Source organism: Micromonospora sp. WMMD708 (genome assembly GCF_049315245.1).
GTDB classification, from domain to species: Bacteria; Actinomycetota; Actinomycetes; order Mycobacteriales; family Micromonosporaceae; genus Micromonospora; species Micromonospora wenchangensis.
Map to the genome: position 1 here is coordinate 2,193,965 of NZ_CP186060.1, position 15,340 is coordinate 2,209,304.

Annotated in this window: 14 protein-coding genes; 6 read left to right on the top strand and 8 right to left on the bottom strand. The window is 72.6% G+C overall.

Annotated elements, in window-relative coordinates:
• Positions 1-55 precede the first annotated feature (55 nt).
• The 6 genes from ACN260_RS09925 to ACN260_RS09950 all read right to left on the bottom strand — a co-directional run bounded on the left by ACN260_RS09925 (position 56) and on the right by ACN260_RS09950 (position 5,883).
• Positions 56-406, bottom strand: coding sequence for an L-rhamnose mutarotase (locus tag ACN260_RS09925; protein WP_422755670.1), 351 nt, complete (start codon positions 404-406; stop codon positions 56-58).
• Positions 407-479: 73 nt separating this feature from the next.
• Positions 480-1,313 (bottom strand): carbohydrate ABC transporter permease, encoded by an 834-nt coding sequence (locus tag ACN260_RS09930; protein WP_088644292.1) that lies wholly within the window; start codon positions 1,311-1,313, stop codon positions 480-482.
• Positions 1,310-2,266 carry a carbohydrate ABC transporter permease gene (locus tag ACN260_RS09935; protein ID WP_422755671.1) on the bottom strand — a complete coding sequence of 319 codons (957 nt, stop codon included), beginning with the start codon at positions 2,264-2,266 and terminating at the stop codon, positions 1,310-1,312. The genes ACN260_RS09930 and ACN260_RS09935 overlap by 4 nt, the downstream gene beginning before the upstream one ends.
• Before the next feature lie 62 nt (positions 2,267-2,328).
• Entirely contained in the window at positions 2,329-3,624 is a 1,296-nt protein-coding gene (locus ACN260_RS09940) for an ABC transporter substrate-binding protein (RefSeq protein ID WP_422755672.1), read from the bottom strand.
• A gap of 28 nt (positions 3,625-3,652) precedes the next feature.
• Complete coding sequence (locus ACN260_RS09945) at positions 3,653-4,639, bottom strand: Gfo/Idh/MocA family protein (RefSeq protein WP_422755673.1); 987 nt, start codon at positions 4,637-4,639, stop codon at positions 3,653-3,655.
• Positions 4,636-5,883, bottom strand: coding sequence for a M20 metallopeptidase family protein (locus tag ACN260_RS09950; RefSeq protein ID WP_422755674.1), 1,248 nt, complete (start codon positions 5,881-5,883; stop codon positions 4,636-4,638). The genes ACN260_RS09945 and ACN260_RS09950 overlap by 4 nt, the downstream gene beginning before the upstream one ends.
• A gap of 111 nt (positions 5,884-5,994) precedes the next feature.
• Between ACN260_RS09950 and ACN260_RS09955 the strand changes: the two genes are divergently transcribed.
• From ACN260_RS09955 to ACN260_RS09965, 3 genes are all read left to right on the top strand, one after another.
• Entirely contained in the window at positions 5,995-6,837 is an 843-nt protein-coding gene (locus tag ACN260_RS09955) for an amidohydrolase family protein (protein ID WP_422755675.1), read from the top strand.
• Positions 6,838-6,982: 145 nt separating this feature from the next.
• Positions 6,983-8,356, top strand: coding sequence for a glycoside hydrolase family 43 protein (locus tag ACN260_RS09960; protein WP_422755676.1), 1,374 nt, complete (start codon positions 6,983-6,985; stop codon positions 8,354-8,356).
• A gap of 83 nt (positions 8,357-8,439) precedes the next feature.
• Positions 8,440-9,384, top strand: coding sequence for a hypothetical protein (locus tag ACN260_RS09965; protein WP_422755677.1), 945 nt, complete (start codon positions 8,440-8,442; stop codon positions 9,382-9,384).
• Positions 9,385-9,432: 48 nt separating this feature from the next.
• Here the strand turns inward: ACN260_RS09965 and ACN260_RS09970 are convergent, their stop codons facing one another.
• Positions 9,433-9,822 (bottom strand): winged helix-turn-helix transcriptional regulator, encoded by a 390-nt coding sequence (locus ACN260_RS09970; RefSeq protein WP_422755678.1) that lies wholly within the window; start codon positions 9,820-9,822, stop codon positions 9,433-9,435.
• 126 nt (positions 9,823-9,948) lie between these two features.
• Between ACN260_RS09970 and ACN260_RS09975 the strand changes: the two genes are divergently transcribed.
• Entirely contained in the window at positions 9,949-10,602 is a 654-nt protein-coding gene (locus tag ACN260_RS09975) for an NAD(P)-dependent oxidoreductase (RefSeq protein ID WP_422755679.1), read from the top strand.
• Between the two features lie 68 nt (positions 10,603-10,670).
• On the opposite strand, the gene ACN260_RS09980 is transcribed toward ACN260_RS09975, so the two are convergent.
• Complete coding sequence (locus ACN260_RS09980) at positions 10,671-12,056, bottom strand: short-chain fatty acyl-CoA regulator family protein (RefSeq protein WP_421482774.1); 1,386 nt, start codon at positions 12,054-12,056, stop codon at positions 10,671-10,673.
• Positions 12,057-12,295: 239 nt separating this feature from the next.
• On the opposite strand from ACN260_RS09980, the gene aceA reads away from it, so the two are divergent.
• Both aceA and aceB read left to right on the top strand, forming a co-directional pair.
• Positions 12,296-13,567 (top strand): isocitrate lyase, encoded by a 1,272-nt coding sequence (gene aceA / locus ACN260_RS09985; RefSeq protein WP_422755680.1) that lies wholly within the window; start codon positions 12,296-12,298, stop codon positions 13,565-13,567.
• Entirely contained in the window at positions 13,564-15,171 is a 1,608-nt protein-coding gene (aceB, locus tag ACN260_RS09990; RefSeq protein ID WP_422755681.1) for a malate synthase A, read from the top strand. The genes aceA and aceB overlap by 4 nt, the downstream gene beginning before the upstream one ends.
• Positions 15,172-15,340: the final 169 nt, after the last annotated feature.

The window sequence follows — 15,340 nt, forward strand, 5'->3', positions numbered from 1 at the left end:
CGCGACGGCCCGGCGGGGACCTCCCCACCGGGCCGTCGCGGCACGGTCGCGCCGTTCACGGCGGCGGCTGCCCCGGATGGTGGAACACCGGGTACGCCCACAGCGGCTCACCGTCGGCGTCGGCGATCTCGGCGAACAGCTCCGCCAGCGACGCCGTCCAGCGGGCCTGCACCGGCGAGGCGGCGGTCACCGCGCGGGCCTCGGCGAACCCCCGACGGGTACGCAGCACGCAGATCAGCAGCAGGTCGTGCCGGTAGATGTGGTAGTCGTAGACGCCTGCCTCGTCGAGCAGCGCGGACAGCTCCGGCCACACCCGGGCGTGCCGCCGCTCGTACTCGGCCTGCGCGCCGGGGCGCAGCCGGTAGAGGTGGCACACCTGCTCACCCGGCCCGGCCGCCCCGCTCACCGTCGCCCCCGCCGCAGCGGACCGGCCGGCGTCACCCGGGCGGCCGGAGTCACCCGGCTCCGGTCGGCCGGCGTCACTTGCCGGAGCCGGCGAGCGCGCCGGAGACGAGTTGCCGCTGGAAGACCAGGTAGACGATCAGCACCGGCAGCAGCGCCACGATCAGGCCGGCGCTGACCAGCGGCACCGACACGTCGTACTGGCCGCTGAGCAGGGAGACACCCACCATCAGCGTCTTGCTGTCCGAGCCGCCCATGATGACCAGCGGCAGCAGCAGGTCGTTCCACATCCAGACGAAGTTGAAGATGGCCAGCGCCGCGATGGCCGGGGTGGCGATCGGGGCGAGCAGCCGGAACAGGATGGTCAGGTGCCCCGCGCCGTCGACCCGGGCCGCCTCGATCAGCTCGTCGGGCACCTGCTGGAAGTAGCCGGCGAGCTGGTAGGTGCCCAGCGGCAGCCCGAACGCCGCGTACGCCAGGATCAGGCCCTGGTACTGGCCGGACATGCCCAGGTCCAGCACCGTCTGGTAGAGCGGGTAGATGATCGCCTGGCTGGGGATGGTCAGCGTCACGATGATCAGTAGGAAGACCACCTTGCCGCCCCGGAACCGCAGCTTGGTCACCGCGTACGCGACCAGCAGGGCGGCGAGCACCGACAGCACCAACCCGCCGAGCGTGGTGACCAGCGAGTTCAGCAGCAGCCGGGGCATGTCCATCCGGCGGAACGCCTCCAGGTAGTTCTCGAAGGTGATCCCGGCCGGCAGGCCCAGCGGGTCGTCGGCGAAACCGGACTGCGTCTTCACCGAGCTGACCACGGTGAACAGCAGCGGGTAGATCGCCGCGACGGCGACGACGACCAGCGCGAAGGTCAACAGGTAGCGCCCGATCCGGGCGAAGTGTCGCGGGTTCATCGCGGCTTACGCGTCCCCTCGGTGAACATGTGCCGGACGCTGAAGACGGACAGCACGGCGACGAAGACGAACAGGGCGATGCCGATGGCCGAGCCGTAGCCGCGGTCCAGGAACTGGAAGGTGGTGAGGAAGACCAGGTACTCGGGGAGCATGGTGGCGTCGCCCGGCCCACCCTGGGTCAGCGCGTAGATCAGCGGGAACAGCCAGATCAGCACGCCCGAGGCGCACAGCACGCTCCAGTACGCCACGGTCGGGCGCAGCATCGGCACGACCACCGACCACAGCCGCCGGAAGAACCCGGCCCCGTCCAGGTAGGCCGCCTCCAGGGTCTCCTCGGGGATGGTGGCCAGGCCGGCGAGGTAGGTCATCACGCCGAGCCCGAAGAAGCTCCACAGGGCGACCGCCACCAGCGAGAACAGCGCGCTGTAGCGGCCGTTGAGCCACTCGATGGCCAGCGGCTCCAGGCCGACGAACCGCAGCAGGGCGTTCAACGGCCCGTCGGGGGCGAGGATCTGCCGGAACATGATGCCGACCACGATCGGCGCGATGGTGTACGGCACGAAGTACACCGCCCGGAAGAACTTCCAGCCGGGCGAGCGCTGGTGGATCAGCAGCGCCAGGATCAGCGGGAGCACGATCCACACCGGCAGGGTGGCCACCACCAGCAGCGCGTTGCGGAAGCTGGTGAGCACCATCGGGTCGTCGAACATCCGGGTGTAGTTGTCCGCCCCGGCGAACTCGCTGCCACCGAACCCGCTGGACGACTCGAAGCTGGTGACCACCCCCCGGACCAGCGGCACCAGCTTGAACAGCACGGCCAGCACCACGGCGGGGAGCACCAGCGCGGCGCCCAGCCACCACTCCCGGGCGTGCCCGGGGCGCCGCCGGCGGGTCGGCGCGGGTGGGGCGTCGGCGGCCACCGGGTCCGACACCGGCGCGGTGGAGATCGTCATCAGGGTTCCTCTCCCCGGGTCGGGTGGGCGGGGCGACATGGCGTCGCCCCGCCCACCGGTGGTTACTTGCCCTGCTTCTTCGTGGGGCTGCGCTCCAGCGCCTGCTGCATCTGGTCGGCCCACTTGTCCACGGTGAGCTGGCCGAGGGTGACCTGCTGCCAGCCCCGGGCCAGGGCGTCGGCCTCCGGGCCGGAGAGCATCACGCCGGCGTGCAGGGTCGGCTGGGCGACCAGCTCCTGGATCTTGAGGAAGGCCGGCGACGACGGCAGCAGCGCCTTGTCGACGGTCCTGTTCAGCGGCTGGCCCTTGCCGTACTTCACCCAGAGCTCGCCGTTCTCCTTACCGGCGAGCCAGCTGATGAACTCCAGCCCGGCCTGCTTCTTCTCGCTCCACTGGGTGACCCCGTAGACCGCGCCCTCGATGCCGGAGAACTTGCCGGCCAGCGGCGCGGCCGGGTCGATCGCCGGCCAGCGGGTGACGCCGAGCTTGTCGTCGCCCAGCGCCTTGCCGAACGCCTCCCAGTTCACCGCGTCGGAGATGATGGTGCCGGCGAACGCGGCGTCACCGCGCTGGAAGATGTCCGCGCCGTCGGGCAGCATGGTGATCGACGGGGCGTTCTTGTTGGCCCAGCCCTTGGTGGTGATCTCGGCCAGCTTGCCGAGCACCGACACCAGCTTCGGGTCCTTCCAGGACAGCTTCCCGGCGAGCAGCGCCCGGATGTCGTCCTCGGTGAGATAGTTACGGGCGATCTCCGGGAAGTCCCAGTACGCGGGGAAGGTGCCGGACAGGCCCAGCGCCAGGCAGGTCTTGCCGGCCTTCTTCACCGCCTCGCAGGCGGCCCCGAACTCGTCCCAGGTGGCCGGCGGCTGCTCCGGGTTCAACCCGGCGGCGGTCAGGACGGCCTTGTTGTAGTACAGGACGTTGCCCTGGTAGGAGAACGGCACCCCGTAGCAGGTCTTGCTCGTGTCGAAGCCCTCGCAGGCCCCGCTGTAGGTGACCAGGTCCTTGGTGATCTCGGCGGCCTTGTCGCCCAGCGGCACGTACGCGCCACGCCTGTCGAACAGCTCCAGCCCGGCGTTGTTGGCCATCACGTCCGGCCCCGACTGCGAGGTGATGTACGGGCCCTGCACCTCGGGGTACTTGTCGAACGGGACGGACTGCATCTCCAGCCTGATGTCCGGGTGGCTGCCCTCGAAGCTGGTCTTGACCTGCTTCCAGTACTCGGCCCCACCCGGCTCCCAGGTCAGCACCTTGAGGGTGACCGGGCCGTCGGCGGCGTCGTCGCCACCGCATCCGGTCAACAGGGCGGCGGCGGCCATGCCGGCGGCGAGGGCGCCGGCCAATCTCCGTCGAAACATCGGTTAGCTCCTGTCACAAGTGGGGGGCTCAGGGGAGTCGGCGGACCGCGCCACCGCTGTCGGCGCTGCCGGCCACGGCCTCGGCGACCTGCACCACGTGCAGTCCGTCGGCGAGCGGGACGACCGCCGTCGGTGCGGTGCCGTCGATCCGGCTCAGGAAGTGCCGCAGCTCGGCGGCGAGCGCGCCGCCGCCGCCGACCGGGGACAACAGCCAGTCCGGCGCCTCGGTCGGCTCGCCCTGGACGAGCAGCGTGGGGTGGCCGAGGTCGACGTGGGCGACCCCGTCGGTGCCGTACACCTCGACCAGGTCCGAGGTGTGGTGGGGAGTGTTCTCGGGAAGCAGGTAGCTGTTGCGGATCGACGACACGACGTCGTTGGCGTGTCGCAGCTCCGCCCACACCAGGACCGGGGTCGCCGATCCGGGTCGGGTCCGGGCCGCCGCGCGGACCTCGACCACCGGCGCTCCGGCGTACCAGAGGGCCAGGTCGATGTCGTGGACGGCGGTGAGCAGCGCGGGGTGTTCGCGCGGGAAGAGCCGGCTCAGGGTGCGGGGCCGGTCGCGGCGGGACGACACGGCGAGCACGTCGCCCAGCCGGCCGGCACGGATCGCGTCGTGCAGGGCCCGGTGCGGCGGGCTGTGCCGCAGAATGTGCCCCGGCTGGCAGAGCACGCCGGTGCGGCCGGCGGTGGCGACGATGGCGGCGGCGTCGGTGACGGTGGTGGCGAGCGGCTTCTCCACCAGCACCGGCACCCCGGCGTCGAGCAGCGCCACGGCCACCGTCCGGTGCGCCGGGCCGGGCACGCAGACCGAGGCGGCGTCCGGCGTCGCGTCGGCGAGCAGGCCGGCGATGTCGGCGTACGCCTGCGGCACCTGGTACTGGGCGGCCACCCGGGCGCGGGTCGCGGGGTCCGGCTCGACCAGGGCGGTCACCGGCACCCCGAGCGACCGGTACGCGGCCAGGTGCCGGACCCCGAACGCCCCGGCCCCGATCACGGCCACCGACGGGCGGCTCATGCCCGGACCGCCTCGACGGCGCCGACCCGGTCACCCGGGCCGGGCCGGCCGGCCCCGGCGTCCCCGTGACCGTCGGGAGCGGCCAGCCGGCCGTCGAGCACCGCCCGGGTGAGCCGCTCCAGCGCGGCCACCCCGACGCCTAGGCAGCGTTCGTCGACGTCGAACGCGCCGGAGTGCAGCGGCGCGCCGCCCTGCTCGCCGGTGACGCCGAGCTTGACGTACAGGCTGGGGCCGAGCGCGGCGAGCAGTGCGAAGTCGTCGGTGGTCAGTGGGGGTTCGGTCAGGTCGGCGACCTCGACCACCCCGGGCAGTTCGGTGCGGGCGAGCGCCACCAGGGCTGCCGCGTTGCGGACCGGCGGCATCTCGTTGGCCCAGGTGAACCGCAGCCCGAGGTCGAGCGCGGCGGCCTGCTGCCGGGCGATCCGCTCGATGACCTCCTTGAGCCGGGCGCGGACGGCCTCGTCGTGGGTGCGCAGCGTGCCGGTGGCCTCGGCCCGTTCGGCGACCTGGCTCTGGCTGGCCCCGCCGGCGATCGTGCCGATGTTGAAGGCCACCAGTTCGTGCGGGTTGCGGGAGCGGGCCACCCCGGCGTGCAGCAGGTTGACGATGCCGGCGAGGCCGAGGATCGCGTCGCGGCCCAGGGCCGGGGTGGCGGCGTGCGCGGCCCGGCCGGTCACCTCGAACCGGAAGGCGTCCTTGGCCGCCATCGCGGTCACCCGGTCCACTCCGATCGTCCCCACCGGCAGGTCCGGCCAGCAGTGCAGGCCGAGGACGGCGTCGAAGCGCCGGTCGCGCAGGGCCTCGTCGGCGAGCACCGCGGCGGCGCCGGAGGTCGCGCCGAACGGGATCTCCTCGGCCGGCTGGAACAGCACGGTCACCGAACCCCGGGCGGGTGGGTCGGCGGCGAGCCGGGCGGCGACGCCGGCCATCACGGTCATGTGCACGTCGTGCCCGCAGGCGTGACAGACCCCCGGGTTGGTCGACGCCCATCCCACCTGCTTGGCGTCCTGCACCGGATAGGCGTCCATATCGGCCCGAAGCAACACCGAGGGTCCTTCGGCATGTCCTTCGATCTCCGCGAGCAGGCCGGTGCCGGCGACGCCGGTGCGCACCCGGGCGATCGGCGCGAGCCGCCCGGCGAGCACGGTGGCGGTCTGCTGTTCAGTGAACCGCAGCTCGGGGTGCTGGTGAAGCTGCCGACGCAGCCGTACCAGATCGTCAACGTCCTCGTGCGCCTGCACCACGCGGTTCACTCCTCGCCTACGTCCGATAATCCGGACCTAATTGAGACAAGAACCTAAGCGAGGGGTCCTCCCGCGTCAATGGGCAGCTCAGAATCGGTTAGGGTCCGCCCCATGGAACGCGCCGACGCCCACCTGCACCTGTTCGCCGACGGTTATCCCGGCCGGTACGGAAGGTCACCGGCCGGGGGTGACGAACTCGCCGTCTACCGGACGTTGCGCCACGAACACGGCATCTCCCGGGCCCTCGTGGTCGGCTACGAGGGCGGCCAGGAGTTCACCGGCAACAACCGGCACCTCGCCCGGCTCGCCGCCGCGCACGACTGGATCGCCCCCCTGGCGTACGTTCCGGTCACCGGCGTCGACCCCGCCGGGCTGGACCGCCTCCGGTCGGCGGGATTCGCCGGCCTCGCCGCGTACCTGCCGGACCCGGCCGCCGCCGACACCTTCGCCGAGTGGCTGACGCAGGTCGCCGGGGCGCTCACCGACGCGGCAACGGTCCTCAGCCTCAACGCCCCACCCGAGGCCGCCGGACGCCTCGGCCGGGCGCTGGCCGCCCTCGACGGGTGCCCGGTGCTGTTCAGCCACCTCGGCCTGCCCGGCCGGCAGCCGACCGTCCCGGACGCCCCGACCGCCGCCGCCAGGCTCGCCCCGCTGACCGACCTGGCCCGGCTGCCCCATGTCGGGGTCAAGGTCTCCGGCCTGTACGCGGTCAGCGACCCCGCCGAGGGCTACCCGCACCCCGCCGCCCGGCCCTTCGTCGAGACGCTGCTGCACCACTTCGGCGCGCAGCGGCTCTACTGGGGTTCCGACTTCGCCCCCAGCCTCGACCACGTGTCGTTCGCCCAGACCCTGCACCCGGTCGGCCTCGACGGGCTCTCCGCCGCCGAGGCCGCCGACGTGTTCGGCGGCAATCTGCTGCGCGCCCTGAACCGCCGCGCCGCGGCGACGCGCTGAGCGGGGCGGACCGGCCCGGCAGGCGCCGGCGTCCGACCTGCGGGGCAGCGGGCCGCCAGCGTTTTCGGACACTTGACGTCATCGATGTTAGCGATAACGTACGGGAACCACCGCCACCCCGCCGCCACCACCCCGAGGTGACCCGTTGAAGCGTCGTACCCTGCTGTCCGCCACCGGTGCCGCCCTCGCCGGTGCCACCCTGCTGCGCCCCGCCACCGCGTCCGCCGCCCCCGGTGACGGCTACGTGATGGCCTACTTCACCGAGTCGCCGAGCATGACCGCCGCCAACTACGGCCTGCACCTCGCCGTCAGCACCGACGGTCTGAACTGGACCCCGCTGAACCAGAACCGCCCCGTCGCCACCCCGACGCTGGGCAGCCGGGGCCTGCGCGACCCGTTCGTCCTGCGCCGGCAGAACGGCGGGTTCGTGGTGCTCGCGACCGACCTCAACGGCACCGACTGGAACTACCAGAGCCAGTACCTGCACGTCTGGGACTCCGCCGACCTGCGCACCTTCACCGGCTACCGGCTGCTCAAGGTGCACTCCCTGGCCACCCACGCCTGGGCGCCCGAGGCGTACTGGGACCCCGGACGCGGGCAGTACGCGGTCGTCTACTCCGCCGTCACCGGCGGCCGCAACGTGCTGATGGTCAACTACACCGGCGACTTCGTGACCGCGTCCGCCCCGCAGACGTTCTTCGACCCCGGCTACGACGCCATCGACGGCAGCTTCGTCAGCGTCAACGGGATCAACTACATGTACTTCAAGAACAACACCAACAGCACCCTGCTCGGCACCCGCTCCACCACCCTCAACCCGGGCAGCTTCAGCGTCCACACCGCCGCCATCGGCCCCGGCCGGGGAGTCGAGGCCCCACAGATCGTCAAGTCCCACACCGGGAACACCTGGTACCTGTGGGGCGACACGTGGAGCCCCAACGGCCGGTTCTTCTGCTGGCAGACCAGCAACGTGGCAGGCGGCGCGTGGACCCTGCTCAACGACCGGGCGTACACCCAGCCGCTGAACTCCAAGCACCCCGGGATCGTCCCGGTCACCGCGGCCGAACTCACCGCGCTCACCACCGCCTGGGGGCTGCCCACCTGGAACCGGATCAAGTCGTACAACTTCCCCGACCGCTACGTGCGGCACGCCGACAACGTCGGCCGCATCGACACGTACCCGTTCGAGCCGTACCAGGACCAGCTGTGGACCCTGGTGCCCGGCCTGGCCGACCCGACCGGGGTGTCGTTGCGCTCGGTGAACTACCCCGACCGGTACCTGCGCCACTACGACTACACGATCCGGTTGGCGGCCAACGACGGCACCAGCGCGTTCCGGGGCGACGCCACGTTCTACCGCACGGCCGGCCTCGCGGACTCCTCGTGGACGTCGTTCCGCTCCTACAACTTCCCCGACCGGTACCTGCGCCACTACGACTACCTGCTGCGCATCGACCCGCTCACCAGCGGCTCACCGGCCACCGACCGGCAGGACGCCACCTTCCGGATCGGCTACTGACACGTCCGGAACTGCGCACGGCACACCGGCGGTCGGTCAGCCCTGCCCGCCGGTGCCGGCGCGACCGGTCCTATTCTGGCGCGATGTCGTACGCCGAACTCCGTGTCGATGAGTGGAACGACCGGTCCGAGCAGGCCGCCGGCCGACTCGCCCGGGAGATCGCGGCGCGGCACGACCTGACCGTGGTGGGCCTGCGGGACACCGGTTACGCGGGACGCCGGCACCGCACCGCGCTGTTCGACCGGGGCGGGCTGCGGTTCGCGCTGGTGCCCGGCGGCCGGCCGACGCTCGGCTACGACGGGACGCGGTTCCACCCCGGCGCGGGCCAGGCGGCCAGCTACGCCGACAGCGCCGAGGAGTACGGCCTGCCGCCGCTGACCGAGTACGTCGACGCGATGACCTCGCCGGTGCGCGACGTCGACCTGCCGGCGATGCTGGTCGCGGTGGAGGCGTTCGAACCCGGCGAGATGCCGGTGCCGCCGGACGACCCGCGGGTCGGCGAACTCGTCGCGTCCCTCGACCACCGGGGCGACGGGGTGGCCACCGTGAGTTCCGCCGACGGCCTGACCGTCGAGCTGGACGCGACCGGCCGGGTGACCCGCGCGGTGCTGGTCGAGGAGTTCGACCACGACGAGGCGATGGCCGCCCTGACCGCCCTCGGCCTGCGGACCACCAGTCCGGACGAGTGGGAGTGGGCCTGCGGCGCGGGCGCGACCACCCTGTTCCGCTGGGGCGACGACACCCCCGACGACGGCTACCCGGTCGAGCACCGCACCGGGGCGCACCGGACGCCGAACCTGTGGGGGCTGGCGATCGGCCAGGACCCCTACCGGTACGAGGTGACGACCGAGCCGACGGTGGTCTGCGGCGGCGACGGCGGTGTCGTCACCTGCGGCGGCAGTGGCTTCTTCCTCGGCTGGCTGACCCTCGCGACCGCCTACCGCGACGGGGACTTCGGCCGGTGGCTCGCCTCCGACGACGGCTACGCCGACGAGACCCTGACCCGACCGGTGATCAGCCTGACCTGATCCGCCGACCGGCGCGGGCGGTGCCCGGAACCGGTGCGGAAGTGCCGGTCAGCGCAGGCCCACCCGACCCTGGCGGGCGTGTTCGCGGTCGTAGGCCTCCTGCGCGTCGAGCATCGCGCCGAGGTGGTCGTGCGCCCACCGCACGGCCAGCGCGATGGCGGGCAACAGGGTCCGGCCCAGCTCCGTCAGCGCATAGTGGACGCTGCGGGGTGGGCCGGGATGCTCCGTGCGGGCGACGAACCCGTCCCGCTCCAGGTCACGTAGCGCCGTCGTCAGCACCTTCGCCGTGACCGGACCGATCTGCGCCCGGATGGTGGAGTACCGCATCGGCTCCTGCGCCAGCAGGGAGATCACCATCGCCGTCCACCTGTCGCCGATGCGGATCGGCGCGATGCCGGACGGGCAGACCGGATCGAAGCGCGCGGCGGGGTCCGTCACCGGTCCAGCCTAACGAGGTTTCCCGGAGGAAACCCCGGTGCCCGCTACCGTGGCGCAGCCGGTGCCGTCCGCCACCGTACGCGCGGGTGGCACCGGAACACCGGCAGCGCGGGAGAGGAACGAGCAGTGGCCAGGATCGTCGTGTTCGGTGCAGGTGGAAAGGCGGGCAGGGCGGTCGTGGCCGAGGCCGCCGGCCGTGGGCACGAGGTCGTCGCGGTCGTCCGGGACACCGCCCGGTACGCCGACCTCGCGGGCTGCGGCGTCGCGGTGGTCGCGGGCGACGTCACCGACCGGTCGCAGGTCGCCGCCCTGGTCGAGGGCGCGGGCGCGGTGGTGAACGCGGTCGCCCCCGACGCCGGGGACGACCCGCGGACGTTCTTCACCGCCGCCGCGAACGCGCTCGTCGACGCCGTCGCCGCGACCGGCCGGGGCCGCCTGGTGGCCATCGGCCTGGCGGCCTACCTCGACGTCGCGCCCGGCGTCCGGATCATGGACACCCCCGGATTCCCGGCGCAGTTCCAGGAATTCGCCAGGGCCCACGCGGCGGCGCTGGACGTGCTGCGGGAGGCACCGGCGACGGTGGAGTGGTCGGTGGTGGTGCCGGCGACGGAGTTCGACCCGCAGGGCGGGCGGACCGGGACGTACCGCGCGGGCGGCACCGGCCTGCTGACCGACGCCGACGGCGTCAGCCGCATCTCCTACCGCGACTTCGCCGTCGCCGTCCTGGACGAGGCCGAGCAGGGCGCACACCCGCGCGCGCACTTCGCCGTCGCCTACTGACCGCCGGCGACGTGGCGGTGCGGCACCGACCGGCACGGTCACCGCACCGGGATGACGCCCCCCCGGTCTCAGCCCTTCAACGGGTACGGGATGAAGGTGCTGCGGTTCTCGTCCAGGTCGAGCCGGCCGGTGATCGGCGCGGCGGCCCGCTGCGGGCAGGTCATCCGTTCGCAGGTCTTGCACCCCGGGCCGATCGAGGTGACGGCGTCGGCGTCGTACAGGTCGATGCCCCGGGAGTAGACCAGCCGGTCGGCGTGCCGGATCTCGCAGCCGAGCCCGATCGCGTAGACCTTGCCGGGCTGGTTGTAGCCGCCGTGGTGCCGGGTGATGGTGCGGGCGATCCACAGGTAGCGCTGCCCGTCGGGCATCGCGGCCACCTGCACCACCACCCGACCGGGCGCGCCGAACGCCTCGTAGACGTTCCACAGCGGACAGGTGCCGCCGGTGAGCGAGAACGGGAAACCGGTGGCGGACTGGCGTTTGGACAGGTTGCCGGCCCGGTCGACCCGGACGAACGAGAACGGCACCCCGCGCGCCCGGGGCCGTTGCAGGGTGCTCAGCCGGTGGCAGACCGTCTCCCAGCCCATCGTGAAGTGCTGGGTGAGCAGGTCGATGTCGTACCGGTGCTGTTCGGCCGCCGCGAGGAACGGCCCGTACGGCAGGATCAGCGCGGCGGCGAAGTAGTTGGCCAGGCCGACCCGGGTGAGGATCTGGGTCTGCGGGTCGTCGAACCGTTCCTCCTCCACGATCTCGTCGATCACGTCGGCGTACTCCAGCAGGGCGATCTGCGCGGCCATCCGCATCGCCTCCTGCCCGGCCCGCAGCGACGTCGACAGGTGCAGGGTGCGGGTCTGCGGCCGGTAGCGGTGCAGCTCGTCGCCGAGCAGGGTGGCGTCGTCGCGGCGGACCTGCACGCCGTGCCGCTGGGCGAGCCGGTCCTGGAGGGTGGACCGGACCTCGCCGCGACGCATCCCGATCGTCGCGGCGAGCCGCTCGGCCGCCTCGTCCAGATCCGGCACGTAGTTCTGCCGCCGGTAGAAGAACTCGGTCACCCGGTCGTGCGGGCTGCGCCCGACCGTCTCCCGGTCGCCCAGCAGCTCGGCGAGCTGCTCGTCGGCCTGCCGGTAGCGGCGGTGCAGGTCGAGGACGGCCTCGGCGACCTCGGGCAGCCGGGTGGCGAGTTCGGTGAGGTCGGCGACGCCCGGCCGGCCGGGCAGCGCCTCGCGCAGCCCGGCGACCAGCCGGGGGGTGTCCCGGGGGGCGAAGACCGTCGGGTCGACGCCGAACACCTCGGTGATGCGCATCAGCACCGGCACGGTCAGCGGCCGGGTGTCGTGCTCGATCTGGTTGAGGTAGCTGGGCGAGATGTTGAGCAGCCGGGCCAGCCGGGACTGGCTCAACGCGCGGTCCTCGCGCATCCGGCGTAGCCGGGCACCCGCGAAGGTCTTGCTCACCACGATCACCTCCCTGCTGCTCTTTCGGCAGCCCAGCACCCCTTGGCAGAGTGCGAATATACCTGTTCGCAACTTCGCAGAACCGGGTGTGAACTTCTCAGAACTTGGCTTCTTCCGTCCCTCGACCATGCCCCGGGCACCGTGTGACCGTGGGTGACACGCCGGCCGGGCGCCGCGTCCGCACCGCCGGACGGCACGACGGCCGGTGCCGGCGTCACGACATCCGAGGAGACGAGATCATGCAGAACGACGTGGAGCGGTTGCGTACCGAGTGGGAGACCGACCCCCGCTGGCAGGGGGTGCGCCGCAGCTACCGCGCCGAGGACGTGGTGCGTCTGCGGGGGACCGTGCAGGAGGAGCACACCCTGGCCCGTCGTGGGGCGGAGCGGCTGTGGGAGCTGCTGCACACCGAGGACTACATCCACGCCCTGGGCGCGCTCACCGGCAACCAGGCCGTGCAGATGGTCCGGGCCGGACTCAAGGCCATCTACCTCTCCGGCTGGCAGGTGGCCGCCGACGCCAACCTCGCCGGACACACCTACCCCGACCAGAGCCTGTACCCCGCCAACTCGGTGCCCGCCGTGGTGCGCCGGATCAACAACGCGTTGCTGCGCGCCGGCCAGATCACCACCGCCGAGGGCGACGACGGCGGCATCGACTGGCTCGCGCCGATCGTCGCCGATGCCGAGGCCGGCTTCGGCGGCCCGCTCAACGCCTACGAGCTGATGACCGCCATGATCGGGGCCGGTGCCGCCGGGGTGCACTGGGAGGACCAGCTCGCCGCCGAGAAGAAGTGCGGCCACCTGGGCGGAAAGGTGCTCGTCCCGACCGGCCAGCACGTCCGTACGCTGGAGGCGGCGCGCCTCGCGGCCGACGTGGCCGGGGTGCCGTCGGTGGTGATCGCCCGCACCGACGCGCAGGCCGCCACGCTGCTCACCACCGACGTCGACGAGCGGGACCGGCCGTTCGTCACCGGCGAGCGCACCGCTGAGGGGTTCTACCGGGTGCGCAACGGCATCGAGCCGTGCATCGCCCGGGGCCTGGCCTACGCCCCGCACGCCGACCTGCTGTGGATGGAGACCTCCACCCCCGACCTGGACGTCGCCCGCCGCTTCGCCGAGGCGATCAAGGCCGAGTACCCGGACCAGCTCCTCGCCTACAACTGCTCGCCGTCGTTCAACTGGCGCAAGCACCTCGACGACTCGACCATCGCGAAGTTCCAGCGCGAACTCGGCCACCTCGGCTACCGGTTCCAGTTCATCACCCTGGCCGGCTTCCACGCCCTCAACTACTCGATGTTCGACCTGGCCCGGGGCTACGCCGCCGACGGCATGTCCGCCTACGTGGCGTTGCAGGAGCGGGAGTTCGCCGCCGAGCCGGCCGGCTACACCGCCGTCAAGCACCAGCGCGAGGTCGGCACCGGCTACTTCGACCTGATCAGCACCGTGCTCAACCCGGCCGCCGAGACCACCGCCCTGCGTGGCTCCACCGAAGAGGAGCAGTTCGCATGAGATACGAGATCATCGGCCCGCTGGCCGACCGGTTCGACGAGGTCCTCACCCCCGGGGCGCTGGAGTTCCTGGTGGCGCTGGACAGCGAGTTCGCCGCCCGCCGGGTGGCCCTGCTGGACACCCGGCGGGCCCGCCGGGACCGCTACGCCACCGGCCAGTTCCCCGACTTCCTGCCGGAGACCGCCGCGATCCGGGCCGACCCCGACTGGCGGGTGGCCCCGCCCGCACCCGGTCTCACCGACCGGCGGGTCGAGATCACCGGTCCGACCGACCGGAAGATGACCGTCAACGCGCTCAACTCCGGAGCCCGGGTGTGGCTCGCCGACTTCGAGGACGCCACCGCGCCGACCTGGGACAACGTCATCTCCGGTCAGCTCAACCTGATCGACGCCCTGGACCGGCGGATCGACTTCACCGACCCGCGCGGCAAGCGGTACGCCCTCGGCGCGCAGCTCGCCACGATCGTCGTCCGGCCGCGCGGCTGGCACCTGGTGGAGAAGGGCATCGTGGTGGACGGGCGGCCCATCTCGGCCAGCCTGGTCGACTTCGGTCTCTACCTGTTCCACTGCGCGCAGCGGCAGCTCGACGCGGGTGCCGGGCCGTACTTCTACCTGCCGAAGCTGGAGGGGCACCGGGAGGCACGGCTGTGGAACGACATCTTCGTCTTCGCCCAGCAGCGCCTGGGCCTGCCCCGGGGCACCATCCGGGCGACCACGCTGATCGAGACGATCACCGCCGCCTTCGAGATGGAGGAGATCCTCTACGAGCTGCGGGAACACTCGGCGGGGCTGAACGCCGGCCGGTGGGACTACATCTTCAGCGTGATCAAGAACTTCGGGCAGTGGACCGACTTCGTCCTGCCCGACCGGTCCGAGGTCACCATGACGGTGCCGTTCATGCGGGCGTACACCGAACTGCTGGTGGCGACCTGCCACCGGCGCGGGGCGCACGCGATCGGCGGGATGGCCGCGTTCATCCCGAGCCGGGACCCGCAGGTCAACGAGGTGGCCCTCGACCGGGTCCGGGCGGACAAGCGGCGTGAGGCCGGCGACGGGTTCGACGGCTCCTGGGTGGCCCACCCGGGCCTGGTCGACATCTGCCGCCGGGAGTTCGACGCGGTGCTCGGCGACCGCCCGCACCAGCTCGACCGGCTGCGCGACGACGTCGCCGTCACCGCCGCCGACCTGCTCGCCGTCGACAAGACCCCCGGCCGGGTCACCGCCGCCGGGGTGCGGGCCAACCTCGCCGTCGCGGTGCGCTACGTCGACGCGTGGCTCGGCGGCACCGGCGCGGTGGCGTTGGGCAACCTGATGGAGGACGCGGCCACCGCCGAGATCGCCCGCTGCCAGGTCTGGCAGTGGCTGCACCACGGCACCCCGCTGGCAGACGGCGGCTGCGTGACCGAGGACCTGGTCCGGTCGATCCTCGCCGAGGAGTTGGCCGCCCTGGTCGCCGGGCGCGACGGCGTCGACCGGGAACGGGCCGGTCAGGCGGCGCGGATCGTCGAGGAGACCGCCCTCGGCGAGGACCTGCCCGCGTTCTTCACCACCGGCGCGTACGCCCGGCACCTCGGCCCGGCCCGACGGCCCGTGCCGGTGGGCTGACCCGTCACCGCGTGGCCGGGAGGGGCCGAGGACCTCTCCCGGCCCGGCGACGGCCGGCGGGGCGACGGCCGGTACCGCCGCGTGGACCCGACCCGGTGGGGCAGCAGGCGGTGCCGCCGGCATGGGATCGTGGGCCGGGTATCCATCCCGGTCACGATCCCAGGAGGTT